Here is a 26,300-nt window from a genome sequence, read left to right as displayed (position 1 = left end):
ACATATACTCAACCTGAGTAAAAGGGATGCGCCATGAATACGATGCCCTCCGTTTCCGCGCTTTACGAGCGCGTCGCCCGCGTGATGCCGAAGGCCGAATGGCTTTCTCATGAGGCGGATGTCGCAGCGATCCTCGAACTAAAGAAGAAGCGCAACGCGGTCATTCTGGCGCATAACTATCAAACGCCGGAAATTTTCCATGGCGTTGCCGATATCGTCGGCGACAGTCTGGCGCTCGCCCGCAAGGCGGCGGAAGTCGATGCGGATGTCATCGTGCTGGCCGGCGTTCACTTCATGGCCGAGACGGCGAAGCTCCTCAACCCGACGAAGACGGTGCTGATCCCCGACATGGGCGCAGGCTGTTCGCTGGCGGATTCGATCACGCCGGAGGATGTCGCACTTCTCCGTCAGGCCCATCCGGGCGTACCGATCATCACCTATGTGAACACCTCGGCCGCCGTCAAAGCGGCCTCGGATATCTGCTGCACCTCGGGCAATGCCAAGAAGGTGGTGGAATCGCTCGGCGTGCCACGCGTCATCATGATCCCGGACGAATATCTCGCCCGCAACGTCGCCCGCGAAACAGATGTCGAGATCATCGCCTGGCATGGCCATTGCGAGGTGCATGAGCTCTTTACCGCACAGGATGTCCGCGACCTGCGCGAGGCCCATCCGGGCGTTGTCGTGCTCGCACATCCGGAGTGCCCGCCGGAGGTGGTTGCGGAGGCTGATTTCGCCGGTTCCACGGCCGTCATGTCCGATTATGTCGGCCAGAAGAAGCCGCCGCGCGTCGTCCTTCTCACCGAATGCTCGATGAGCGACAATGTCGCCGTCGACCATCCGGACGTGGATTTCGTCCGCCCCTGCAATCTCTGCCCGCATATGAAGCGCATCACGCTGGCGAACATCCGCCAGGCGCTGGAGGAAAACCGCCACGAGGTGACTGTGGAGGAAAGCCTCATTGTCCCCGCCCGCCTCGCCGTCGAGAGGATGCTCGCCATATGACAGCCCTCATCGACAGGCTCGCCGGCCGCGTTGTTGTCGTCGGCAGCGGAATTGCCGGGCTGACGGCGGCGCTGAGCCTCGCGCCACGGCCGGTCGTTTTGCTGACGCGGGGAGTGCTTGGAGCGGAAAGCTCGAGCGGCTGGGCGCAGGGCGGCATTGCCGCCGCACTCGGGCCGGACGACAGCACGGACCTGCATCTTGCCGATACGCTCGCCGCGGGCGATGGCCTTTGCGACGCTGAGGCCGCCCGCGCGATCCTCTCCGAAACGGCTCTGGCCTTCAGGACCCTGGAGCGCTTCGGCGTGCGTTTCGACCGGAAGGCCGATGGCGATTTGCAATTCGGTCTGGAAGCCGCCCATTCGCGCAATCGCATCATCCATGCCAATGGCGACGGCACGGGCGCGGCCATCGTTCGTGCCCTCACCGCTGCGGTCAGGGCCTGCGCCTCGATCACGGTTCTGGAAGGCGTCGAGGTCCGGCGCCTGCTGACCGCCGAAGGAGCCATGGCCGGCCTGCTCTGCGTGGGATCTGAAGGAGCATTTGCGCTGCCAACGACGCAGGTCGTTCTGGCGACCGGCGGTCTCGGCGGGATTTATGACGCGAGCACCAATCCGGCCGGCAATTTCGGGCAAGGCGTCATGCTGGCGGCGCGCGCCGGTGCCGAGCTTTGCGACATGGAATTCGTGCAGTTTCACCCGACCGCACTTGCCACTCCGCGGCGTCCGCTGGCGCTGGTCAGCGAAGCCGTGCGCGGCGAAGGCGCGCTGCTGCTCAACGAAAGGGGCGAACGCTTTCTCGCCGACACGCCCGGGGCCGAGCTGGCCCCACGCGACGTCGTCGCCCGCGCCATTGGCCGGGAAATCGCACGTGGCGGCAAGGTCTATCTCGACGCGCGCGATGCTCTGGGCTCCCGCCTCGCGACCCGGTTTCCGCTCATCCACACACTTTGCGCCAAGGCCGGCATCGACCCGGCCCGCGACCTCATCCCCGTTCGACCGGCTGCGCATTATCACATGGGCGGCGTGACGACCGATACGGCCGGACGCAGCACGATCGACGGTCTCTGGGTGATCGGCGAGGCCGCCTGCACTGGTCTCCATGGCGCAAACCGGCTCGCCAGCAATTCCTTGCTGGAAGGCACGGTGATGGGGATCAGGGCCGCGCAGGATATCACCGGTGCGGCATCGGGCACCATCAAGGCGCTGCCGGATATTGCCCCCGGCCCCGCACCCGATCTTCGCCGCGTCCGCGAGATCGCCTCGCGCGATCTTTCCGTCGTCCGCAATCAGGCGGGCCTTGACCGGGCAATTGCCGACCTTCTGCCGCTCGCGAGTGGCAATGGACCGTCATCAGACCCAGCGCTTGTGGCGCTTGCGATCACCGTCTTCGCCCGGCTTCGCGAAGAATCGCGCGGCGCGCATGCCCGCAGCGACTTTCCGGCGCCCCATGCAAAGCCCGAGCGCCGCACCATGACCCTTGCGGACCTCCTCGAAACCGCGCAGGGCCTGAACAACCATCCGCTTGCCGAAAGCGCATAAGGAATCCCCGCCCATGCATCTGCCTCCCCTGCCCCGCGTCATCGTCGAGCCTGCCGTGCGCGCAGCCCTTCTGGAAGATCTCGGTCTTGCCGGCGACATCACCTCCGCCTCCGTCATCCCGGCGGATCATCGCTCCCGCTTCGTCATGGCCGCCCGCAAAACAGGGGTCATCGCCGGGCTGGAGATCGCAAAGCTGGCCTTTGAACTCGTCGATCCGGGCATCAAGACGACGGCGCATGTTTCGGACGGCGCACGGGTCGCCGCCGGCGACGTGATCGCCACCATCGAAGGCCCTTCGCGCGGACTGCTGACCGGCGAGCGCGTCGCGCTCAACTTCCTCGGCCATCTTTCCGGCATCGCCACCGTCACCGCCGGGATTGTCGATGCCGTATCGGGCACGAAAGCCGCCGTCGTGTGCACACGCAAGACCACGCCGGGGTTGCGCGCCTTTGAAAAATACGCCGTCCGCGCCGGCGGCGGCATGAACCATCGCTTCGCGCTCCACGATGCCGTGCTGATCAAGGACAATCATATTGCCATTGCCGGAAGCGTCACGGAGGCGATCCGGCGCGCCAAGGCGCATGTAGGCCACATGGTCAAGATCGAGGTGGAAGTTGACACGCTCGATCAGCTTGCCGAGGCGATGGAGGTCGATGTCGACGCCGTCCTGCTCGACAATATGACGCCGGCGCTGCTGAAAGAGGCCGTTGCGTTTGTCGCCGGCCGCGCCATCACCGAGGCCTCCGGCGGCATCACGCCCGAGACCGCCGCTGCGATCGCCGGGAGCGGGGTCGATCTGCTTTCCATTGGCTGGATCACGCATAGCGCACCCTGCCTCGATATCGGGTTGGATGAGGCCTGAAGAACGCCGACTTAGACTTGAAAATGGGCAAAAAAAGTGGGCCAGCGGAGACCGCGGCCCATTAGGTGTGAAGGTAATTAAACCTCCAGAGGGGAACAGTTGACGCAGCGGCACTGGGAGGAGGCCGCCAAACGCATCAACTGGAAGCATAATGCCTGAAATTTGGACAAAGGCAAACTAATTTTTGTGCAATGCAGCTATGCAGATGCTGCACCGCATGCAAACCTGCAGTCGCATGCAGCCTTCGTTACGTCACGCACGGCCTGGGCGCGGGACGCAGAAAAACTCGGCAACATGCTGAACTTGCGGGTTATGAAGGCTTAAGTTTTGCTGCTTATAAACGTTGACGGGACATTTCTTCCGGCAAGCGGGACGACATATGCAGGCGGACAACAGGGCGGCTGACGCATCGGGCCAGCGCCACTATCAGTTTCTGGGGCTCAACCTCATCCTGCAAGGATCGGTGCTGGCGCCCCGCGCCGAGACCGAACTTCTGGCAAGTCAGGCCATTGCCATGCTGCGCGAGACCGGCGAGGCCGCGCCACTGGTGATCGACATGTGCTGCGGCTCCGGCAATGTCGGGCTTGCCATCGCCGATGCGGTCAGGTCCGTCACGCTGCTGTCGGCCGATCTGACGGAAGACACGGTGGCGACGGCCAAGGCCAATGCCGCGCGTCTCGGCCTCACCAATCGCGCCACCATCTGCCGCGGCGACCTCTTCAACGCGCTCGAAGGTCAGGGCGCGGAAGGCAGGGCGACGATGATCGTCTGCAACCCGCCCTATATTTCGACCGGACGTCTGGAAGGCGAAAGCGCGCATCTGCTGGAAAACGAGCCGCGCGAAGCCTTCGACGGCGGGCCTTACGGCATTTCGATCCAGCAGCGTCTGGTACGCGAAGCGCCCGCTTTCCTCAAACCCGGCGGCCTCCTGCTGTTCGAATTCGGCGCCGGACAGGAGCGGCAGGCGCAATCGCTGCTCACACGCTCGCGCGTCTTCGAATGCCTCGACTTCCCGACCGACGAGGAAGGTCGGCCGCGCGTCGCCGTCGCCCGTCTCAGGGAAAACGCTTCATGAGCGAGGTGCGGCCGCTTTCCGCAGACGATATTGGCGCGGTGACAGCGCTTTATTATCGCATTCTGCGCCATGGCAAGTCAGCCCCGCCGGCAGCGCTCAGCGCCTATTTCCGCGCCTTCTATCTCGACGGACCCTATTGCGACCCGGAAATCCCCGCGCTGGTTCATGTTGCGAACGATGGCCGCGTCAACGGCTTTGTCGGCGTCCATGCCGTGCCCTATCTCCTCGGCGCACGGCCGATCCGCGCAGCCTTCTGCGGCGCGCTCATGTCCGAAGATCATGAAAGCGATCCGCTGGCCGGCGCGCGCCTGCTCAAGGCCTTCATCAGCGGTCCGCAGGACATCTCGCTCAGCGAAACCGCCAATGTCATCTCCGAGACCATGTGGACGAAGCTGCGCGGGCGCACCATTCCGGGCTACAGTTTCGAATGGTTCCGCATCTTCCGGCCGGGACGTTTCGTGACAGCGCTGGCCGGCGAAAAGCTTTCCTTCTTGAAATCCATCGCCCCCCTCGCTCGACTGGTGGACGACAAGCTTTCCGGCTCACCGAGCCTCATGCGCTTCACGCCCGCACCCGCCCCTGGCGGACTCGTTGTGGAAGACGCAACGTTCGAAGCCTTTGCGGACGCGATCCGCAAGCTCAGCGCCGAGAAACTGGCCCGCCCCGATTGGGACAAGGGCTATCTCGACCACGTTCTGGCCAATGCCGTGATCAAACCCACCTTCGGGCAGGCGCATATGGGGCTGGTCAAAACAAAGAGTGGCGAACCCATCGGCGCGTTTCTCTATCACCTGAAGCCGGGCGGCATCGGCCGTGTGCTCCAGGTCATGGCAACGCCGGCTCGTCTCGGCCCGGTCCTGGACCTCATGTTCGCGCATGCGCTGGAGATGGGTGCGGCCGGCCTTCGCGGGCGATCCAGCCCGGAGCTGATCGAGGCCGCAACCGGCCGCCACATGGTCATGGCAACAGTCTCCTCGACTGTCATCCATGCGAAAGACCCCGCTTTGGCCGAGCCATTCCTTTCCGGCGACTGCATGCTCACCGGCCTTGCCGGCGAGCGCTGGAACCGCTTCTTCGGCGGCGATTTTGGATAAAAGACCGGCTTAATCCAGGCGGTCCAGTTCCTCGACCTTTTCGACCAGCAGCGGGCTGGCGTGGAGATAACGCGTCGCAGACCGCTTGGCGGTGATATCGGCGTAGACATACTCGACCGCCTCGCGCTTCAGACCGGCAGCGACCGCCACCTCGCCCGCATCGAGACCATGGTTCAGGCCATAGAGGCAGAGATCCATCTTGTCCCAAGGCAGCGAGAAGTAGAATTCTTCCTGGGTCTGGGCGAGCGAATAGGTGTCCGTCGTCGGCGGGCGCTTTCGGATTTCTTCCGGCACACCGAGATGGGCGGCGAGCTGATAGACCTGCCCCTTGTAGAGATGCGCGATCGGCTTCACATCGGCGGCGCCATCGCCGTTCTTCACGAAGAAGCCCTGGTCGTATTCGAGCCGGTTCGGCGTGCCGAGAACGGCGAAATTCAGCCGGTCGGCGTGGAAATACTCAAGCTGCTTGCGGGTGCGCTGCTTCATGTTGGTGGCAGCGACGATGCCGAGATAGGCGTTGAGCGGCATGCGGTGACGGCTCTGGTTGCCGTCCGGATCGGCGACGACGAGATAGGAAATGTTGAAGCCGCCGCCTTCCGCCGAATTGGAGATCGCGACCTTGGAGGCCCAGCCGGGACCGTATTCCGGCACCAGCGTGCGGATAAATTCGTCGCGGCGGGAATAGCAACCCATGGCGGCAAGCGTCGGGCCGATATCCTCAACCACGCTTTCGATGCCGTAGGTCTCGGCAACAAGGCGGCCGAGGCGGAGGCTTTCGGGATCGGAATCGTGCTCGGGCATGAAAAGCGTGAAGACGTTCTTCGCGCCGACCGCGCGGACGGCCAATGCCGCCGAAACGCTGGAGTCGATGCCGCCGGAAAGGCCCAGAACGAGGCCGCGCTTGCGCATGGCGCGAAGCTGGCTGCGCAGCGCCGCGACGATCTTCTCGACCTCCGCCTCGCAATCGATGTTCAGCGTTTCCGGGCCGAAGGCCTCGGCCTGCTTCAGGGCGGTTGCAGTCTTGCTCATGCGGCGTGCTCCAGTTCTCCGGCCGCCAGACGGCGGCTGACCTTGCCTGTATCGGTGCGCGGCAGCGCGTCCTTGAAGACGATCCGCTTCGGCACCATGAAATCTTCGAGATTGCGGGCGCAGTGGGCGAGAACCTCGCGCTCCGTCAGCGCCGGATTGCTCAGGACCACCATGGCCGTGACGGCTTGGCCGAGAATGGGGTCCGGAATGCCGGCAACGACGGCCTCGGCGACGCCCGGCAGCGCATGCAGCACAGCCTCGACCTCCTTCGGCGCGACCTTCTCGCCGCGCGTCTTGATGATATCGTCCTTGCGCCCGACAAAATAGAGGAAGCCTTCGGCATCGGTGCGGAAAAGGTCGCCCGTGTGCATCTGGATGAGGCCATCGGGGCCTTTCTTCAGCATGGCATTCGTGGCCTGCTCGTTGCGCCAGTAGCCCTGCATGACATGCGGGCCGCGAATGACCAGCTCGCCCTCGACACCGGCCGGAACCGGCGCGCCTTCATCGTCAACGACAAAAGCCTGCGTACCGGGAATGGCGATGCCGACAGAGCCCGGACGGCGATCCAGCTCTTCCGGCGGCAGATAGGTGCAGCGCTTGCACTCGGTCAGACCGTACATCGAAAAAAGCCGGGCGCCGGGGAAGAGGCCACGCAGCTGGGCGATATGTTCGGCAGGCAGCGCGGCGGCCGTGTTGGTCAAATAGCGGACGTCCGGCAAGAAGCCCGGCTGAAGCTCGTTCATCCGCAGGATCATCGCCGCCATGGTCGGCACCAGCGGGAAGCCGGTGACGCGCTCGCGGCGCATGAGGTCAAAGATCGCCTGCGGGAAGGCGAAGGACTTTTCGAGCACCAGCGTGGCGCCGAGACGGAAGGTCATCAGCAGCTGATAGAGCCCGTAATCGAAGGCGAGCGGCAGGACGTTGAGGACGATATCGTCGCTGCGGCCTTCGAGATAGGTGATGATCGAGCGCGATGCCGCCTCGATATTGTCATGCGTCATCATCACGCCCTTGGGCTGGCCCGTGGAGCCGGACGTGTAGATGAGCATGGCGAGATCGGTTTCGACGCTGCCATGGGCCGGCGGGGTGGCCGTGCCTTCGAGGGCGGCCATGAATGAGGCAGCGCCTTCCGGCACGCCATTGCGACCCTCTGTCGAAAGCACCGCAATCTGTCGGCCCGGATGCTCGGCCAGCGCCTCGCGTACCACCGGCATCAGCCGTCCTTGAGTCAAGATCGCCGCCGGCTCGCAATTGCCGATGATATAGGCGAGCTTGTTGCCCTTGGTGGACGCGTTGATCGGGCTGAACGTGCCGCCGGCCTTCAGGATCGCGAAGATCGAGACGGCCGCTTCCCAGCAATTGTCCATGAAGACCAGCACGCGGTCGGAGCGCTTGACGCCTTGTGCAGCAAGCGAAGCTGCAAGAGCATCGGTCAGCCGGTTGAGTTCGGCATAAGTCAGCCGCCGGTCGGCGGTGATCAGAGCCGTCTTGTCCGGAAACGCCTGGGCACTGTCTGTCAGGAAGCGCTCGACCCGCATGGGCTCATCTCCTCAGGCGGCGGCGGCTGCGGATGCGTTGCGGCCGACATAGCCGGCAATGGCATCGATCGTGTCGAGATTGGCCGGGACGATGTCGCTGTCGGCAACGGTGAAACCGAACTGCTCCTCGATGAAGGCGACGAGTTCGAGAACGCCGGTGGAATCGATGATCCCGCCCGCGATCAGCGATTCAGCATCGCCCGGAAGCGCTGCCTCGTCACCGAAAAGGAAGTTTTCGACGATGAAGGACCGGATGGTCTGCTTGATGGATTCGCTCATTTTGTCTCTCCTTATTATTCAGGCGGCTTCGCTGGCGCGCCTGTTCGTTCCCTGGAAAATGTCGAGCCACATCTGCGTCGAGAGGACGCCGATGAAGGCCGTGTCGTCGCGGAAGCTCGGAGCGCTCTGGCCGGCACATTTCTGCACCAGCTTGTCAACCGCAGCGGCATTGAAGAGACCGTCGCCGGCAACACGGCTCGGGTTCAGGACGGCATGAACCTGCTCCTGCGCCACCGCACCTGAGAACGCGCGGCTGTCCGGCGCGCGATAGGGCTGTTTGACGCGATGGGTGATTTCCGCCGGAAGCTTGTCGGCCATGGATTTGCGCAGGAGATATTTCTCCTTCAGACCCTTCAGCTTCATCGACGGCGAAAGCGTCGTGGCGAACTCGACCAGACGATGATCAAGGAAGGGGAAGCGGCCTTCGACCCCATTGCCCATCGCCATGCGGTCGCCCTGGCTGGACAGGATATAGCCCGGCATGAGGAAGCGCGTTTCGAGATACTGCGCCTGATGCAGCGGATGCCAGCGGCTGAAGCGTTCCGGCAATTGCGCGATCATGTCGTCGGCTGCATCATAACCGGCAAGCCGGCTTTTGAGGTCTGCGGAGAAGAACAGCTTGGCCGCAGCCGTGCCACGCAGGCGCGGCCGGTGCGAAAAGAGCGGATCGGACAAGGGTGCGGCATCCGCGCCGAAGAAGGCGGCGAGATACTCGGCGGACTGCTTTTGCAGCCCCGGCAGATAGGGATAGAGCTTGCGGAAGAGATGCGGCCGGAATTTCGAGCCCGGCTGGCGCGCGCAGAAGCGACGTACCTGCGCCTCCTTGAAGAGATCGTAGCCGGCAAAGACCTCGTCCGCCCCCTCGCCCGTCAGCACGACCTTCATCCCCGTCTCGCGGATGAGCGACGATAGGCGATACATCGGCGCGGGCGCGGTGCGGATCAGCGGCTTTTCGGCAAGGCGCACGACATCCGGGAATGCGGCGGCGATATCGGCTTCCGAGCAGTTGATCTCGTGGTGCTTGACGCCGAGATGGCGGGCCATGAGTTTCTGGAAGCTGCTCTCGTCGTGTTCGGCGCTGTCAAAGGTGATGGCGAATGTGTCGAGGCCGCGCGGGGCCATCTCGGCGGCGAGCGCTGCGACAATGGAGGAATCGAGGCCGCCGGAGAGGCAGGAACCGACAGGAACATCGGCACGGAGACGAATGCGGGTCGCGTCTTCCAGCAGATGACGCAGCTGTGCCGCCCTGTCGTCCTCGTTCAGCTCCGGACGCACGTCGACGGCATCCGGGAAATCGAGCGACCAGTAGGTCGAAATCCGACGGCCGGAGGCGTCGGCAATCATGTAGTTGCCGGGCTCCAGCTCGAACACGCCCTCGAAGGCCGTGCGCGGGGCAATCGGCGACCAGAGGGTGAAGACCTGATCGAGCGCCAAGGGATCAAGCGCGGCATGGAAGCCGGGCACGGCCAGGAGCGCCTTTACCTCGGAGGCAAAATAGAGCGTTCCCGCCTTTTCGGTATAAAAGAGCGGACGCACGCCCATGCGGTCACGCGCGATGAACATGCGCTTGGCACGGCCATCCCAAATGGCGAAGGCAAAATCGCCATTGAGGCGGCACAGGCATTCCGGCCCGTAAATTTCATAGAGCTTCAGCAGAACTTCCGTGTCACCACTGGTCCGGAAGCGATATCCACGCGCGACAAGCTCTTCGCGCAGCTCGACATAGTTGAAGATTTCGCCGTTGAAGGCGATGGCAAGTTCACCGTATTCGGACACCATCGGCTGGGCGCTGTCGGCGAGCCCGACGATGGAAAGCCGCACATGCGAGAGGCCGGCGCCGGGCGCGGAACCTTCCGGCGCGATGACGTTCAGGCCGCGGCCATCGGGTCCGCGATGGGCAATGGCGTCGCCCATGGCGGCCAGAAGCCGCTCCGGCTCTGCCACATTGCCCAGATAGCCTGCCAATCCGCACATATACACATCCGCTTTCAAGTCCGGGCACGACTATAGGCCGCAGGCGCTTGAAAGAGCTTAACGCACGCATTGCATTTATGAATTTGGGTGAAAAGACCGTAAATGCCGCTCAAGCCCCGTTCACGTCTGCGCGGCCATACACAACAAAACCGTTCGTAACTCGCGCGCGGGATTTTTCCATCTTGTCATGGCCCGGGACCGTTACGTAATAATTTGACCAGTAGAATCAGCGACTCAGAGGTTTGTATCAGGCGGCGTTAGCGATCTGGGATTCGCGGTTCTGTCAGGTCCAACAGGGGAAACAACATGACGAGTATTCAGGACATCGACAAGCTTCGGCCCGAACTGATGTCTAAGTCCGACGCAGAACTTGAGCGCCAGATCACCGAACTTCAGCTCGCGCTGGAGAAGAAGAAGGCTCTCGAGGAAGAGAAGGAACGCGCGCTTGTGCTGGCGGAAGCCCGCGAACGCATCGACCGTCTCGTCTCCGACATCATGTGGCTGCATGAAAAGAACCTTCTGATCGATGTTGCTGCGGAACTATTCTCGTTCCCGCCGGCACAGAACCGCGATCCGGCGACCGTCAAGTCCGCCTTCGCGGCGACCCGCTTCAAGAAATCCGGGACCTGAGCGACAAGTCTCGCAAGGTCTCCGGCAATCCTCGACTCGTCCCGAGATATCTCGGCGTGATGCGCGAAGCTTTTGTTTGGAAAATTGCGAAGCAGTCGTCCTCTTCAAGGCCCTGAATCGTCCCGAACATAGTCGGCACGGCTGATCCCGTGCCGGCTCAGTTTGTCATAGAATGTCTTTCGCGCGATGCCGAGCTGTTCGATGGTCGCGCGTATATCGCCGTTGTGGCGCTCCAGCGTCTGCCGGATTATATCGGCCTCCAGCCGATCCATCCGGACTGACAGCGTGTCGCCGCTTGTTTCAGCCGGGTCGACCTCCGCCATGGCGGCATCCTCGTCCAGTCCAAGAACAAAGCGCTCTGCCACATGGGCCAGCTCACGCACATTGCCCGGCCAGGCGCGCGCCTGAAGTGAACGCATGTAGGCGTGCGAAATCTGCGGCGGCTCCTTGCGGAAGCGCTGTGCCGCGCGGCCGGCGAAATAGGTAAACAGCAGCGGAATATCATCGCGCCGCTCGCGCAGCGGCGGAATGGAAATGCTCACGACATTAAGCCTGTAGAAAAGGTCTTCGCGGAACTTCGCCTCACGCGACAGGGCAGCCAGGTCTTCCTTGGCCGCTGCGACGACCCGGAAATCGACGGCTCGGATCTCGTTGGTGCCGAGCGGCGTAACGACGCGCCCTTCCAGGACACGCAACAGCTTGACCTGGGTGGAGAGCGGAATGCTCTCGATCTCGTCCAGAAAGAGCGTTCCGCGATCGGCATGCTCGATGCGGCCGATCCGCTTCTTGGCCGCCCCGGTGAACGCCCCGGCTTCATGGCCGAACAGCTCGCTTTCGATCACCGTCTCGGGCAATGCGCCGCAATTGAGCGCGACGAAATTGCCGCGGTTGCGATGGCCCCAGCGGTGCAGCAGATTGGCGACGACTTCCTTGCCCGTACCGGTTTCGCCGGTGACGAGAACGTCGACATCGGTATCCGCGATCTGACGCAGGGTCTGGCGCAGGCGCGCGATGGCCGGCGTGTTTCCCAGCATCGGCATGTCGTCGGACACCTCATCGGCCAGACGACGCAGCCGCCTGTTTTCCAGCACCAATGCCCGCTTCTCCTGCGCCCGTGCAATGCTCCGAGACAGATGATCGGCCGGGAACGGCTTGGCGATGAAGTCATATACCCCGTCATGAATGGCCTGCACCGCCATCGGGATATCGCCATGGCCGGTGATCAGGATGACAGGAAGATCGGGATCGCGCGCTTTGATTTCGGCAAACAGCTGAAGCCCGTCCATTTCGGGCATGCGGATGTCGCTGACCACCACGCCGGGGAAATCCATCGGCAGCGCCGCAAGCGCATCGCGGGCGCGCGCAAACGACTGGACGTCGAAGCCGGCAAGCTCCAGCGTCTGCGACGTCGCCCGCCGCAGATCCTTGTCGTCGTCGACCAGATAGACCGAACTGCCGGTTTCCAATGTCATGCTCCTTTCAACGTTACGGCAAAGCGTGTGCCGGTTTCGTCGCTCTCGACGGTAATGGTCCCGCCGTAATCCGCGAGAATTTCCTTGGTGATGACCAGGCCCAGGCCCAGGCCCTGCTCCTTCGACGTATTGAACGGCGTAAACAGCACGTCGCGGATCTCCGCCGGTATCCCCGGACCGTTGTCAGCGACGGTGACGGTCACCCCCGTAGGAGCGGCTTTTACCGAGACCTCCACGCGAGCTTCCGCCTTGTCCTGAAGCGCCTCAAGCGCGTTCTGGAAGAGGTTGATAAAGACCTGCTCCAGCCGGATACGATTTCCCAGCACATTGAGGTCTTGGTCGGGAAGATCGATGACGATGGCTTCGATCCGTCCTGCAAAGCGCGTCGTGAGGAGGACAACGGCGCCCTCCAGGACGTTGCGCAGCGGAACCGGCTCCGGCGATCCGCGTCCCTTGCGGGCAAAGGCGCGCAACTCATCGGTGATGGTGGCGATGCGCTGCGTGAGATCGACAATCAGTCCGACATTCTCGTTCGCGCTCTCGATCTTCTTGCGTTCCAGAAAGGTGCGCGCGTTTTCGGCATAGGCGCGGATCGTCGCGAGCGGCTGGTTGATCTCGTGTGCCACACCAGCCGCGACCTGCCCGAGAATGGCCAGTCTGTTGGCGGCAACCAGTTCCTGCTGGACGCCTTTCAGCCGCTGCTCGGTGTTGCGGTGTTCGGACACCTCTGCCTGTAGCAGGTCGCGCGCGCGGCTGAGATCCTTCGTGCGCTCGCGCACACGGCGCTCCAGTTCCGTGCGGGCCAAGGCGGCGCGCGCCTGGCCGAAGAGGTTCGTCTGCCGCCGCCACATGACAATGGCCGCCAGCACCGAGAGACCTATATAGAATGCGAAGGAGACGAACAGCGCCCGCCCGATCGAGCCGCCGAGCGTCGGCTGAACCGGGACCAGATAATGCAGAACCCAGTGCGTCGTGGCGACCCCTGTCATAAGTTCGATGAACGAGGCTTCGCCACCCCCGGGCAGCACGACGCCTGTCTGTTTGATATCGCTGACAAGCGGCTTTTCGGCCCGCAACGGCAGCGGCTGAAGCGGCGCGCCGCCAAATTGCAGGCTCTCACGCAAGGAAGCGGCCTTTGCGGCATCAAGCCGGCCCACCGTCATGAAACGCCAGCTCGGCATATTCGTCACCAGAACCACATTTTCGGGCCCCGTGATGAAGGCAGGCCGGCCGCTGTCGCGCCAGTCGTTCTCCAACTGCTCGAATTCCATCTTGACGACGACAACACCCAGCTGCGCATCGCCCAATACCACCCGGTTGGAAATGTAGAGGCCGGGCCGGTTGCTGACACTGCCGAGCGCAAACTGCTCTCCCGTCCCATGCGCCATCGCATCACGGAAATAGGCCCGGAAGGAATAGTCGCTGCCGACAAAGCTGGTCTGTTCCTGCCAGTTGCTCGATGCAATGGCGACACCCTTGCTGTTGGTCACGTAGATGACGGCTGCCTTGGTGCTCGAAACGAGGGCTTCCAGCTTGCGGTTCAGACGGTCGATGTCGCGCGCCGAGCCCGTCGTCAGTGCGTCCGAGACATCGCGATCCTGCGAGAGGACAAGCGGCAGGGCGCGCGGGCGCTCCAGAACGCTGCGCAACAAGGCGGCCTTGAGATTGATCTCCGTCCGACCCTGCGCCAGAAGGTCGGCAACCGCAACCTCGCGCCCATAACGGTTCGCCCCCAGCGCCACGAGCAGGGCGCCGACAAAAAACAGGACGGCGAAGATCGCCCAGTCTCGCCGTACACGGCGTTTCAACCGCGCCATAGGAAAGGGCGGCTCGCCGGTCTGCTGCAATTTTGCCTCGTCGGTCATGCTCCATTCTGTGCATTTTCCTACACAGTCGACAAGTGCATCTGTGTGGAATTCCGCACATCTTGCGCAAACCATCTTCGTGACACAAAAAATTCACATTTCTTTCCAGCTACTTAACTCACCGCCGCAGAACTGGCACGGCGGTTGCAAATAGAGCTTCAGCGGCGGGATAAGGCGCCGTGCGATCAACGTTCCGCCTCGGGAGGCGCATTCATCCGGGCGAGGCAAGTGGAGGCTCACATGCATATTTCAGACGCGGTCACCGAACCGCGCGGCAAGACGCCGCTCTATCGGCAGCTCTATGTTCAGGTTCTGACGGCCATTGCCGCCGGCATCATTCTCGGCCACTTCTACCCGGGCATCGGCGAAAGCATGAAGCCGCTGGGCGATGCCTTCATCAAGCTGGTGAAGATGATCATCGCACCCGTGATCTTTCTGACGGTCGCCACCGGCATTGCCGGCATGGCAGATCTGAAGAAGGTCGGCCGTGTCGCCGGCAAGTCGATGATCTACTTCCTGACCTTCTCGACGCTCGCTCTGATCATCGGCATCGTCGTGGCCAATGTCGTTCATCCCGGCTCCGGCATGAACATCGACCCGGCAACGCTCGACACCAAGGCTGTGGCAACCTACACCGCCAAGGCACATGACGCGACGATCACCGGGTTCCTGATGAACATCATCCCGAACACGATCGTCGGCGCATTTGCCGAAGGCGACATTCTGCAGGTCCTGTTCTTCTCGGTTCTGTTCGGCATTGCGCTGGGCATGGTCGGTGAAAAGGGCAAGCCGGTTCTCGACTTCCTTCAGGCTCTCACCAACCCGATCTTCCGCCTCGTCGCCATCCTGATGAAGGCCGCACCGATCGGCGCATTCGGCGCGATGGCCTTCACCATCGGCAAGTATGGCATCGGTTCGGTCGCCAATCTCGCCATGCTGATCGGCACGTTCTACCTGACGTCCTTCCTCTTCATCTTCGTCGTTCTCGGCGCAGTGGCCTGGTATAACGGCTTCTCGATCCTCTCGCTGATCCGTTACCTCAAGGAAGAACTGCTGCTCGTTCTCGGCACCTCCTCGTCGGAGGCCGCCCTCCCGGGCCTGATGTCCAAGATGGAGCGTGCGGGCTGCGCCCGTCCGGTCGTTGGCCTCGTCATTCCGACCGGCTATTCGTTCAACCTCGACGGCACGAACATCTACATGACGCTGGCAGCTCTCTTCATTGCTCAGGCGACGAACACGCACCTGTCCTTCGGTGAGGAAGTGCTGCTTCTGCTGGTCGCCATGCTGAGCTCCAAGGGTGCGGCCGGCATCACGGGCGCTGGCTTCATCACGCTCGCCGCCACGCTCTCCGTCGTTCCCGCCGTTCCGATCGCCGGCATGGCGCTGATCCTCGGCATCGACCGCTTCATGTCGGAATGCCGCGCCATCACCAACTTCATCGGCAACGCGGTTGCCACCGTCGTCGTCGCACGCTGGGAAGGCGAACTCGACAAGGAAAAGATGGCCGCCGCATTCTCCGGCAAGCCGATCGTCGAAGAGCCCCGCCTCGTTCCGGTCGCTGTCGCCGCCGAATAAGCAAGGCTCAGATTCATCGATCAGAAAGGCCCGCGCGTTCACCGCGCGGGCCTTTTGCATTTGACGCCGGTGGTCCGTCAGGTCCCCGAAACGCGGACGCCATTGTTGTCGAAGAGATGAAGGTCGGCCGGATTGAACGCGAATTTGAGACTCTCGCCACGGCTCAGATTGTGCTGTCCCTGCAAGACCGCGAGCACCGGTTCGCCGGTCGACGCATGGGCGTGAACCACCGTTTCCGAACCCAGCGCTTCAACCATGTCGATCGTCACCGGCACCCCGTTCTCGCCCTCATGCGCGACACGCATATGCTGCGGGCGGAGCCCCACGGAGACATTCTGACCTGCCTGCACCGCATCCGCACGTCTCGGCACGGTCACGATCTCCCCGTCGAAGAGGCGCAGCATGGTCCCCGCCTCGCTCACACCCTCGATCTGGCCGGAAAGAAAATTCATGCTCGGCGCGCCGATGAAGCCGGCCACGAAGCGGTTGGCCGGGCGATTGTAGAGCTCCAGCGGCGAGCCGATCTGCTCCACCCTGCCCTTGCGCAGCACGACAATGCGATCGGCCAGCGTCATCGCCTCGATCTGGTCATGCGTCACATAGATCATCGTCGTCTTCAGGCGCGCATGGAGTGCGGCAAGCTCGGCGCGCATCGAGATGCGCAGTTCCGCATCAAGGTTCGACAGCGGCTCGTCCAGCAGGAAGGCCGTCGGGTTGCGCACGATGGCGCGGCCGATGGCGACGCGCTGCCGCTGGCCGCCGGAAAGCTGACCGGGGCGACGCTCCAGATAATCGCCGATTTCCAGCATGCGGGCGGCTTCCGCGATGCGCGCATCGATCTCGGCCTTCGGCATGCGGGCATTTTCGAGCCCGAAGGCGAGGTTCTGGCGCACGCTCATATGCGGATAGAGTGCATAGGACTGGAACACCATCGCAAGCCCGCGATCAGAGGCCGGGACGTCGTTGACCAGCGCGCCGTCGATGCGGATCTCGCCGCTTGTCGGCTTGTCGAGACCGGCGATCTGGCGCAGCAGCGTCGATTTTCCGCAGCCTGACGGACCGACGAAGACGACGAATTCACCTTCGCGGATATCGAGATCGATGCCATGCAGGACATCGACGGCGCCGAAGGACTTGGTGACTTTTTCGAGCGTGATACGGCCCATGGGGGATTCCTTACTTCAGGCCCGAGGTCGCGATGCCGCGCGCGATGAAGCGCTGCAGAAACACGAAGACGAGGACGACGGGGATCATGGTGACGACGGTCATCGCCAGGATGAAATGCCACTGCACGTTCAACTGGCCGGAATAGACGTTGAGGCCGACCTGCAATGTGTAGAGCGACGAGCGGCTCAGGACGATCAGCGGCCAGAGGAAGTCGTTCCAGCGCCAGACGACGGAGAAGATGGCGAGCACGGCAAGCGCCGGCGCGGACAAGGGCAGCACGATGCGCCAGTAGATCTGCCACTCGGAAGCCTTGTCCATGCGCGCCGCATCGATGAGCTCATCCGGAATCGTCAGCATATACTGGCGCAGCAGGAAGACGCCGGTGGGCGTTGCCACGGTGGGCAGGATGACGCCCCAGAGCGTATCGAGCAGCCCGAGCGACGAGACCACCGAATAGAGCGGCACCATGATGACGGCGAGCGGCACCATCAGCGTTCCGACAATCACGATGAGGACGGCGTTCTGGCCACGGAACTGGTATTTGGAAAGCGCAAAGGCCGCCATGGAATTGACAAGCAGCGTGATCAGCGTTGCCGTCACTGTGACGAAGACCGAGTTCCAGAGATAGCGCAGGAAGTCGAAATGCACGAAGGGTTCGGTATAGTTCGACGTTTCGAAATGCAGCTTCTGGACCGGCTTGCGATCCTTGATGTTGACCTTGATGACGACTTCCGGTTTTGCGGGATCGGCCATCTGCGCGATGACGCCGATGCGGCGAAGCTCGACAAGCCTTGCGGTCTTCCCATCCGGCAGAGTGACGTCATAAAGCGGCAGAGGCTTGCCGCTTCCGGCAACCTTCACCGTCTCGGTGACGTAAGGCAGCAGCGTCGGCGGAAATTCGGACAGGGCAGCCGACGTCTTGAACGACGAGAGCGTCAGCCATGCCGCCGGCGCGAACATGATGAAGAGCCCGCCGATCAGCCACACCCAGGTAAACACATCCGTCCAGTGCCAGCCCTTGCCCGTACCGCTCGCACCACGACGGCGCGTGACAAATTCCACAGCGCGCGACATCAGCGTGCCCCCTTCTTTTCATTCTTCCGCGAGGCGGCCATCTGGGCCAGCGTCAGGACGACGAGAACCGCGCCCATGAGGATCGAAGCCGCCGCCGCGAGGCCCGGATTGCGAAGCTCCGAGGCGAAGCCGGTTTCGTAGATATACTGAACGAGATACATGGTGCTGGTGCCCGGCCCGCCATGGGTGAGCACGAAGGCCTCGTCGAAAATCTGCACGGCCTTGATCAGCGCCAGAACCAGAACGACGATCAGGTTCGGCATCAGAAGCGGCAGCGTGATGCGCCAGAACACGCGCTGGCGGCTCGTGCCATCCATCTGCGCGGCCTCGTAGAGATCCTTCGGGATCGCCTGAAGCCCGGCCAGCAGGATCAGCGTGTAGAAGCCGACATGCGCCCAGATGGACACGCCGATGGAGGCGAAGAAGGCGCTGTTGCGCTCGGTCAGCCAGTCATGTGGCTCGAGCCCCAATCCCTGCATCACGGCATTCAGCACGCCCTGCCGCTGGAAGATCCAGCGCCAGATGAGGCCCGTGACCACCGGTGACAAAAGAACCGGAAAGAAGAAAACGGCGCGCCAGAAGCTGCGCCCGATGATTTCGCGATTGAGGATGAGCGCGGTGATCAGCGCCGCCACGATCATCAGCGAGACCTGGAGCACGACGAAGGCGGCCGTATTGCCGGCTGCGATCCAGAAAACGTCCTGCTTGCAGGAGTTCGGATCGAGATAATTGCCGCAGGCGAAGATCTCGGAATATTGCTGCGCGCCCACAAAGCTGCGGTCGCTGAGAAAAATCGCCGAGCCGCCGGTTAGCGAATAGACGAAATTGATGACAAAGGGCACGAGCACGAAGACGGCGAAGATTGCCATGTTCGGTGCCAGAAAAAACGCGGCCATGCCGCTCTGCCCGGTCTTGCGCTGCAGATAGCGCAGCGGCACATCGATGATGCCCATCACGCGCGCGACCACAGCCATCAAGGCCGTCTGCGACGCTGATAGAAGCCCATTGGCCTTCATGATGTGCCCTCCCTTATTGTCTTTCATGCGCAATTCCGGACGTAAAACCGCATCACACTTTTACTGGAATTGCTTGGTGATCCAGTGCGCGGAGACCTCCTCCCCGCGCACCGGAAATCTCGGCCTTACTTGGCAGCCTTGACCTTCTCGGCGATGTCGCTGTCGATGCGCTTGAACGCCTCTTCAGCGGTCATTTCGCCGGCCATGGCCTGCCCGACGCGGCTGACCAGTGCGCCGTAATAGGTATCCGACCATTTCCAGCCGGGAAGCTTGAGCGCTTCCGGTGCAGTCGTCGTCGTTGCCTTTACAAATGTGTTCAGCGCTTCCTTGGCGAGCTTGTTGTCCGTCTTGAAGTCAAGGCCGCCGGCGACGACTTCCTTGTTCGACGGCAGGAAGAGCGTGCGCTCGGCGAATTCCTTGGCGATCGGGGTAGACGCCAGGAACTCCATGACCTTGGCCACATCCTTCGGGTTCTTCGTGTCCTTCATGGCCACGAGACCGGCGCCGCCGGGCATGCCGGTGCAGGCGGCCGGGCCGCAGGGGCTGCCGATGGCGACCCAGTCGAAATTCGTGCCGATCTTGGTCATGAAGTTCGGAATCTGCCAGGAGCCGGCATAATACATGACGACCTGCGCATTGATGAAATCATCCGCAGCCGGCTTGTAGGTCGTGCCGGAAGCCGAGACCCAGACATCCTTGTCGGAGACGCCATCGGCGTTCCACTTGATGAGCTGGGTCAGGTACTTCTTGGCGGCATCATCGAGCGGGGCCGGCATGCCGTCCTTGCCGATATAGTTCGCGCCATAGGAGATCGCCGGACCGGTGATGCGGTGGCCGGAGCGGTCGATGGCGAAGGCATAGGGGACCTGCTGGCTCTTGGCGACCTTCTCGGACGCCGCAACCCACTCGTCCCACGTGGCCTTCTCACCCGGCAGTGCGACACCGGCCTGATCGAACAGCGTCTTGTTGACGAAGCCGCCGGTCAGCGTGATCTGCGTCATGAAGCCCGGAATGATGTTGGAACCATCGGGACGCATCCAGTCCATCTGGTCGCCATAGTTCTTCTTCCAGAAATCCACGTCCTTCAGATAGGGCGTGAGATCCAGCCAGTATTGCGACAGCGACTTCAGGTTAGTGACGCGGGCAATGTCCGGGCCGTTGCCGGCCGCGAGCTGCACGGGCAACTGTTCCTTGATCGTCGAATAGGCAACCTCGTCAACCGTCACCTTGATATCCGGATTGTCCTTCTGGAATCGGGCGATCAGGTCCTTGAAGACCTGACCTTCGACGCCATCCGAATACCACATGATGCGCACGTCGCCGGCAAAGGCCGCCGTGCTCGACAGCAGTGCGATCCCCGCAGCTGCCAGAATGGAAATGCTTTTCATCATCGTCTCCTCCTTCGATGGACGGGTATCCCGTCAGTTAACCGGGCCGCGGACCCTCCTCCGCCAACCCGGCCTGTCTCACGCGGGGATCAGCCCCCGTGCTTCATGTTGATCGCCTTGCCCTCGACACTCCAGTCGGCGGGGTTCAGCACACGGCCTTCGGCCTCGGTCCGGCCATCTGCATGGCAGAGAACGGTTCCGTATTCCGGGTCCTCGATCGTCAATACGCCGTCAGCCCCTTCGGAGATTGAAAGGCTTGCAAATCGGGCGGCGAATTCCTCTTCCGAGCCCTGATCGCCAAGGCGCACGATCCATGCCGTGCGATGGCCATCAATGCGCAACTCGTTGCCGGCGGTCGGGCCAGTCTCAACGAGTGCGAATGGGTGGCTGCCCTTCAGCATCACCATGCCCTGACCTGAGCGCGCCACGGCAACGTCACCCTTGACGGACGAGGCGTCGAATTCCTGGCGCGGGAACCAGGCATGCGAGAAGCCCGGCTGCTCGGCCGCGCAGTTGAAGGTCAGGACGGCAAGGCCGCGATAGTGATGGAGGCGCGGCAGCGTGCCCGAACCGCCCCAGTAGGACGGGCGGCCATAGCCGGAATGAATGGTTTCGCCCGGATGGTTGATCCAGATCTGCGCATCGGCATTCTCGCCGAGACGAAGCTGGAGCACGGTTTCCTGATAGCCCCATTCGTTCCAGCGGTAATGCGCCGCCGTGCCGATGGCGTAGTGCGCCGTCTTGTAGTGATAGAGCTTGGCGATGCGGTTTTCACCCTGCGCGAAGACCCATTCCTGACCTTCATCCGAGCGCCAGTCGGCGACAGCGGAAAGTTCGGCCGGAATTTCCAGCCCATGATCGCGCAGCGAAATCGCCATCTGCGGCAGCGCGTGAACGCGGCGGCCGTAATTGCCCTTGCCCCAGATGAGGCGGGCAATGCCGGAGAGTTCCAGCGAGCCGGCGGCGCGCAGCGTGTGCTCGTAGGAGCGGCCCTGCGCACCCGTCAGGATGCCATGATGGGCGGAACGAGCAACGACCGCAACGAGACGCACAATGGCCTTGCGGGCGCGGTCGCGCACGTCCTGATCGGGCGCCAGCGCGAAGAGCGCCGTCAGACCCTTCAGATCGATGGGGAAATAGGGGGCAGAGTTGAACTCGGCCATTTCCCACTTTTCGAAATGATCGAGCCAGGCACGGACGCGCTGAAGACCGATGGCCGACTGTTCGGCGCCGAGGCGGCCGGAGCGGACAAACCGATCTTTCGGATGAAGCGCGCCGGCAAGATAGCAAGCCGTGTGAAACAGAAGCGCATGGTTTTCGGAGAAATACCACTGCACGTCATTGCCCGGCTCATCCATCCAGTAGCGATAAGAGAGGATGGCGCGGTCGATCTGCGCAACCACATCCGGGTCGATATGCTGGCCATAGGCGGTGCGGCACCAGAGCAGCGGCACGAGGGCGAAGTCGGCGCAGTCGTGGCAATCCACAATGGTCGGCAGCGTCGCGGCGATCATTGCATCCGTCTTTGCGCCGTAACGGCCGGAGGCCAGACGCGCCAGCGCCATGACATTGTCCGGCTCGCCGAATTCGGAAATCTCATCAAGCGTTTCGGTGATGCGTTCGACAAGGGCCGAACCGGCCTCGCCCTGCCGTTCGGCATGGCAGATTTCCACACCGAACACGCGCGCGGCGGTGAAGCCGTCCGCCGTCAGACTGACATGGAAATGGCGGAAGTCGGAAGGGAGCGACGCAGTTTCGCCCAAAGACAGCCGGGTCTGCCCGGCGGCCAGCGTCAGCACGAGCCGCATCGGCTCCTCGCGCGACATGAAATCGCCTTCGACGGTCACATGGGCTTCAGCCGAAACCGGCAGTGCCGCACCCGTCACCAGCGCCACTTCGCCTGCGCGATAGACCGGCTTTTCGAAATGCATGTCATCGAGCGCAGCTTCGATGGCTGCAGCCGTTGCACCCTTGCCAGGAACCGGCAGAGCCTGCTGAGCGACTGGGCCGGAGACATAATCCATCTGGAAAAAGTAGCGCGCATCGCGCTCGGCGAGATCGTCGAAGAAGACGGAAATCTCGTTGAGGCCGACCTTCAGCGAGACGGTGAAATCCTGCTTAGCTTCCAGGTTTCGGACGTAATCGGCCATGAAGCCGATTTCCGCGCCATTCACGAAGAGAACCGCCCCGCCGCAGGTGCCGAGACGCAGGACCGCTTCGCCGGCGCTGGCCGCTTCGATGGCGGTTGTTGCCCAGGTGCCGACCACGGTCGGGCGGAACCAGAAGCCGGAGAGATCCACGCGCGGCGAGCCGAAGGGCAGCCAGAAGCGTGCGAGGGCAAATTCGCCCGTCACGTCCGGGCGCTTTCCGCGGCGCTCGACACCGAAGGCCGTGCGGCAGGGATATTCATGCGGAATAAAGTTCTTGTGCTTGGTCAGGAAGAAGAAGGGGTCCATCTCCCCCTTCATCGGCTGGTCCGGCACGTCGTAGCGCGCTTCCGCCGTTGCCCCAAGCTGCCAATAGGTGATCGGCGCGCCGGCGGGCAGAGGACGCTTCAGGTGATCGGTCGCAAAAGAGGTCATGTGCGTGTTCATTTCAGCGTAGCCACGGGAACGGGATCGACATCGGTATAGGCCTGGTTTTCACCCGTCATGCCCCAGACAAAGGCATAAGGACCGGTGCCGGCGCCCATGTGGATCGACCAGGCCGGCGAGATCACCACATCGCCATTGGCGACGATCAGGTTACGCGTCTCGTCCGGACGGCCCATCAGATGAATGACCCGGTCGGCCTCGTCGAGGTCGAAATAGCAATAGGCTTCCATGCGCCGCTCATGGAGGTGTGGGGGCATGGTGTTCCAGATGCTTCCGGGTGCGAGATCGGTGATCCCCATCAAAAGGAGGGAGGACGGGGCGACCTCGGGATGGATATACATGCGCAGCCGGCGCTTGTTGGAGCGCGCCTCGTCGCCGAGATCCAGCGCCTTGGCTTCGGCCTGCGTGATCAGACGATGCGGAATGTCGCGGCCAGCGGGCACAGAGTTCATGTAGAAGCGCGCGGGCTTGGCAGGATCGTCGCTCGTCAGCGTCACCTTCTCCGCGCCACGGCCAATATAGAGAACATCGCGGTTGGCGAGCGCGAAGGTCTGGCCGTCCACCGTGATCTTGCCGGCCCCGCCGAGATTGGCGACGCCCATCTCGCGCGCGGTGAAGAAGAGCGGCGTACCGATTTCGGCGCCATCACCGAAGGACAGCGGCTCGGAAGCCGGTGTTGCCGCACCGACGATCATGCGATCGACATGCGTATAGGCAAATTCGATATGGCCGGGGCGGTAAAGCCCCTCGATCAGAAATTCCGCGCGCAGGCGCTCGGTGTCGAAGGTCTTGATGTCACTGGGGGAAACCCCGTAAAGCACGCGCATGGTCATGCTGCGGCCTCCTTCTGGTCTACATGAGAAAGCGCCTCGGTGAGGCAGAGAATGGCCAGCGCCTGACCGTAGCCGGTCGGCTCTATGGGAATATCCTTGTAGAATTGCAGGTCGTGGCCCATGCGCGTACCGTAGGACACGTTTGCGACGGTTCCATTGTCATCGATATTGGCGAGCACGACGGAAAGCGCCTTCAGTCCCGCTTCGCGGCAACCCTTCGGCCCGATACCGAGGCGCGCGGCCTTCATCAGGCCGTAGCCGAAGCCGGCCGTCGCGGAGATTTCCTCGTAGGACGTCGGGTCGTCGAGCAGCGTGTGCCAGGCACCGGACGGCGCCTGCAGCTTCAGCAACGTGTCGATCTGCGCTTCCAGCACGCCGAGCAGGAACGTGCGGATCGGCGCGGGAATATCGGCGATTTCGATCAGGTCGAGAATGCCGACCGTGATCCAGCTATTGCCACGGCCCCAGAGCGCGCGGGCGAAATTGTGCCGGCCATCGAAAGTCCAGCCATGGAACCAGAGGCCTGTCTTCGTGTCCGCCAGATAGCGCGTGTGAAGCAGAAACTGATGGCAGGCCTCATCGACCAGTTCGCGGCGGCCACTCGTCTGGCCATAGGAGGCAAGAAACAGCCCCACCATCACCAGCGTGTCATCCCAGAGCTCGCTGTCATTGATCTTGTCGGAAACGATATGCGGGATACCGCCTTCCGGCGTGCGCGGCATTTCGGAAAGAACGCGATCGGCCCACTTGTCGAGTTCGCCGCGCCAGCGCTCCTCGCCAGTCTCGCGCCACAGAAGCGAAAGGGGGAGCATGGGGGCAGTCGTGTTGATGTTGAGCTTGGGAAGACCGGCTGCAATGCGGCCATCGAACCAGTTCTCGATCAGCGCCTTGAGGCCCGGATCGCGATTGAACATCCAGAGTCGAACAAGGCCATAAAGGCCAATGCCCTGCGGCCATTCCCAGGAATTAAAGCTGATATAGTCGCCTGCCGTGCCATCCAGATTGGGCTCGTTGTAGCGGCCGTCATGGCTGAGCTTGGTCATGCCCTGCACAAGCCGGTCCAGGCGCTCCTTCAGAACGCTAGCCTGAGGCGTCATGTCGATTTCCTCCCGTATCGCGCCATCTCTGGGCGCCGCAAAGGTGCGCCGGATGACTTGAAGAGAAAATTGGCACAACGAAAATTCTTGCGCAATATGAAAGTTTCTTGCAGTCTTGCCGCAGATATAGGTGAGGATACGGCATGAGCAGCGTGGGCAAGAGGGGCAAGCCGAGCCGGAAGGTTCGGCTGGAAGACATCGCGGCGCGCTGCGGCGTGTCGATGAGCACGGCCTCGCGGGCACTGGCCGGGGAGAAGGGCGTGCGGCCCGAAATTCGCGCGCAGGTCATGGAGATGGCGAAGGCGCTGAACTACAGCATCCCCACCTCTGTCAGCGGCCAGAAGATCATTCTGGCCGCGAGCAGCGTCGCGATGATCGACTACGTCCGCAACCAGTTCACCGCGCAGGTCCTGCAGGGCCTGCACCAGCGCGCCGAAACGCTGGGTGTCGAGATCGTCACGCGCCCGGTTTCCGGCGCAAAATGCGACATCGAAAACCTGCGGATCGCGCTGGAAGACGACAGCGTGGCCGGTTTTCTGTTCCTTTCCATCGATGATGAAAACGCGCTGGCGCTCAGCCGCGACTTCGGCAAGCCGGTTGTCCTGATCAATAGCGACGACCCGCTGATGCGGCTTTCCAGCGTTACCCCCTGCAATCGCTCCGGCGCACGGATCGGCGCGGAATATCTGCAATCGCTCGGTCACGAGCGGATTCTTTTTCTCATGCGGCGTGGCCGCCGTACCATCGAACGCCGCTTCGAGGGCTGGCGCGATGCGCTCTTTGCCAAGGGCATCCGCGATTTCGATGATCTGACCGTCGAGGTGGAGGACTGGCTGCCGGAGCTCGCGGCTGCAGCTATTGAACGCCGCATCGCCGAACGTGGCCTCGATTTCACCGCCGTCCTGACCGCCGGCGAAAGCCTCGCGGCAGGCGCGATGATGGGCGTCCAGAAGGCGGGTTTCTCCGTTCCCGGCGACGTGTCCGTCATCGGCATGGACGACCTGCCGCAGGCGGCTTTCTACAATCCGCCGCTCTCCTCCATCCACGTTCCCATGCACGAGATCGGCGCCAGCGCGCTCGATCTTCTGCTCGATGCCGTGAGCGGCAACGCGACGCCGGCACGCCGCATCGAGCTTGCCTGCCACATCGTGGAACGGCATTCCACGGCGCAGGTGCGCAATCATCAATGATGTGA

The 26,300-nt window shown here is 62.7% G+C and carries 21 protein-coding genes; 8 read left to right on the top strand and 13 right to left on the bottom strand.

The window, feature by feature from the left end; translation table 11 throughout:
* Positions 1-33: 33 nt before the first annotated feature.
* From nadA to LQK83_RS08610, 5 genes are all read left to right on the top strand, one after another.
* Positions 34-1,005: a quinolinate synthase NadA gene (nadA, locus tag LQK83_RS08630; RefSeq protein WP_230836996.1), complete on the top strand. Its 972-nt coding sequence runs from the start codon at positions 34-36 to the stop codon at positions 1,003-1,005.
* A complete protein-coding gene (locus tag LQK83_RS08625) occupies positions 1,002-2,543 on the top strand; it encodes an L-aspartate oxidase (protein WP_230836995.1) in 1,542 nt (513 codons plus the stop codon). Before nadA ends, LQK83_RS08625 begins: the two co-directional genes overlap by 4 nt.
* 13 nt (positions 2,544-2,556) lie before the next feature.
* On the top strand, positions 2,557-3,405 hold the full coding sequence (gene nadC, locus LQK83_RS08620) for a carboxylating nicotinate-nucleotide diphosphorylase (protein WP_230836994.1): 849 nt from the start codon (positions 2,557-2,559) through the stop codon (positions 3,403-3,405).
* 379 nt (positions 3,406-3,784) lie between these two features.
* Positions 3,785-4,480: a N5-glutamine methyltransferase family protein gene (locus LQK83_RS08615; RefSeq protein WP_230836993.1), complete on the top strand. Its 696-nt coding sequence runs from the start codon at positions 3,785-3,787 to the stop codon at positions 4,478-4,480.
* Positions 4,477-5,574 carry a hypothetical protein gene (locus LQK83_RS08610; protein ID WP_230836992.1) on the top strand — a complete coding sequence of 366 codons (1,098 nt, stop codon included), beginning with the start codon at positions 4,477-4,479 and terminating at the stop codon, positions 5,572-5,574. Before LQK83_RS08615 ends, LQK83_RS08610 begins: the two co-directional genes overlap by 4 nt.
* A gap of 9 nt (positions 5,575-5,583) precedes the next feature.
* On the opposite strand, the gene nadE is transcribed toward LQK83_RS08610, so the two are convergent.
* The 4 genes from nadE to asnB are packed head-to-tail and all read right to left on the bottom strand — an operon-like array spanning position 5,584 to position 10,394.
* Complete coding sequence (gene nadE, locus LQK83_RS08605) at positions 5,584-6,603, bottom strand: NAD(+) synthase (RefSeq protein WP_230836991.1); 1,020 nt, start codon at positions 6,601-6,603, stop codon at positions 5,584-5,586.
* Positions 6,600-8,141 carry a class I adenylate-forming enzyme family protein gene (locus tag LQK83_RS08600; protein WP_230836990.1) on the bottom strand — a complete coding sequence of 514 codons (1,542 nt, stop codon included), beginning with the start codon at positions 8,139-8,141 and terminating at the stop codon, positions 6,600-6,602. Before LQK83_RS08600 ends, nadE begins: the two co-directional genes overlap by 4 nt.
* A gap of 12 nt (positions 8,142-8,153) precedes the next feature.
* Complete coding sequence (locus LQK83_RS08595) at positions 8,154-8,420, bottom strand: acyl carrier protein (protein WP_230836989.1); 267 nt, start codon at positions 8,418-8,420, stop codon at positions 8,154-8,156.
* A gap of 18 nt (positions 8,421-8,438) precedes the next feature.
* The gene (gene asnB / locus LQK83_RS08590) at positions 8,439-10,394 is read right to left on the bottom strand and encodes an asparagine synthase (glutamine-hydrolyzing) (protein WP_230836988.1); all 1,956 of its coding nucleotides are present in this window, start codon (positions 10,392-10,394) and stop codon (positions 8,439-8,441) included.
* Between the two features lie 306 nt (positions 10,395-10,700).
* Between asnB and LQK83_RS08585 the strand changes: the two genes are divergently transcribed.
* The gene (locus tag LQK83_RS08585) at positions 10,701-11,024 is read left to right on the top strand and encodes a hypothetical protein (RefSeq protein ID WP_109854425.1); all 324 of its coding nucleotides are present in this window, start codon (positions 10,701-10,703) and stop codon (positions 11,022-11,024) included.
* 104 nt (positions 11,025-11,128) lie between these two features.
* On the opposite strand, the gene LQK83_RS08580 is transcribed toward LQK83_RS08585, so the two are convergent.
* A complete protein-coding gene (locus LQK83_RS08580) occupies positions 11,129-12,490 on the bottom strand; it encodes a sigma-54-dependent transcriptional regulator (RefSeq protein WP_330166276.1) in 1,362 nt (453 codons plus the stop codon).
* Between the two features lie 2 nt (positions 12,491-12,492).
* Complete coding sequence (locus tag LQK83_RS08575; RefSeq protein ID WP_230836986.1) at positions 12,493-14,361, bottom strand: sensor histidine kinase; 1,869 nt, start codon at positions 14,359-14,361, stop codon at positions 12,493-12,495.
* 240 nt (positions 14,362-14,601) lie between these two features.
* Here LQK83_RS08575 and LQK83_RS08570 point away from each other — a divergent pair, with 240 nt between their 5' ends.
* Complete coding sequence (locus LQK83_RS08570) at positions 14,602-15,936, top strand: dicarboxylate/amino acid:cation symporter (protein WP_230836985.1); 1,335 nt, start codon at positions 14,602-14,604, stop codon at positions 15,934-15,936.
* Between the two features lie 77 nt (positions 15,937-16,013).
* Here LQK83_RS08570 and LQK83_RS08565 read toward each other — a convergent pair whose 3' ends face one another.
* The 7 genes from LQK83_RS08565 to bglB all read right to left on the bottom strand — a co-directional run bounded on the left by LQK83_RS08565 (position 16,014) and on the right by bglB (position 25,105).
* Positions 16,014-17,102, bottom strand: a complete 1,089-nt coding sequence (locus LQK83_RS08565) for an ABC transporter ATP-binding protein (protein ID WP_230836984.1) — start codon at positions 17,100-17,102, stop codon at positions 16,014-16,016.
* A 10-nt stretch (positions 17,103-17,112) separates the two neighbouring features.
* Positions 17,113-18,177 carry a carbohydrate ABC transporter permease gene (locus LQK83_RS08560; protein WP_230836983.1) on the bottom strand — a complete coding sequence of 355 codons (1,065 nt, stop codon included), beginning with the start codon at positions 18,175-18,177 and terminating at the stop codon, positions 17,113-17,115.
* Positions 18,177-19,193 (bottom strand): carbohydrate ABC transporter permease, encoded by a 1,017-nt coding sequence (locus tag LQK83_RS08555; protein WP_442966733.1) that lies wholly within the window; start codon positions 19,191-19,193, stop codon positions 18,177-18,179. Before LQK83_RS08555 ends, LQK83_RS08560 begins: the two co-directional genes overlap by 1 nt.
* A 125-nt stretch (positions 19,194-19,318) precedes the next feature.
* Positions 19,319-20,584 (bottom strand): ABC transporter substrate-binding protein, encoded by a 1,266-nt coding sequence (locus tag LQK83_RS08550; RefSeq protein WP_230836982.1) that lies wholly within the window; start codon positions 20,582-20,584, stop codon positions 19,319-19,321.
* An 86-nt stretch (positions 20,585-20,670) separates the two neighbouring features.
* A complete protein-coding gene (locus LQK83_RS08545; RefSeq protein ID WP_230836981.1) occupies positions 20,671-23,163 on the bottom strand; it encodes a hypothetical protein in 2,493 nt (830 codons plus the stop codon).
* An 8-nt stretch (positions 23,164-23,171) separates the two neighbouring features.
* Positions 23,172-24,008, bottom strand: a complete 837-nt coding sequence (kduI, locus tag LQK83_RS08540) for a 5-dehydro-4-deoxy-D-glucuronate isomerase (RefSeq protein WP_230836980.1) — start codon at positions 24,006-24,008, stop codon at positions 23,172-23,174.
* On the bottom strand, positions 24,005-25,105 hold the full coding sequence (gene bglB, locus LQK83_RS08535; RefSeq protein WP_230836979.1) for a beta-galactosidase BglB: 1,101 nt from the start codon (positions 25,103-25,105) through the stop codon (positions 24,005-24,007). The genes kduI and bglB overlap by 4 nt, the downstream gene beginning before the upstream one ends.
* Before the next feature lie 143 nt (positions 25,106-25,248).
* On the opposite strand from bglB, the gene LQK83_RS08530 reads away from it, so the two are divergent.
* Complete coding sequence (locus tag LQK83_RS08530) at positions 25,249-26,295, top strand: LacI family DNA-binding transcriptional regulator (RefSeq protein ID WP_230836978.1); 1,047 nt, start codon at positions 25,249-25,251, stop codon at positions 26,293-26,295.
* Positions 26,296-26,300 lie beyond the last annotated feature (5 nt).

The sequence above is a fragment of the Rhizobium sp. C1 genome, from assembly GCF_021026335.1.
Lineage (GTDB): Bacteria > Pseudomonadota > Alphaproteobacteria > Rhizobiales > Rhizobiaceae > Ensifer_A.
This window is presented reverse-complemented; position numbering and strand designations above follow the sequence as displayed.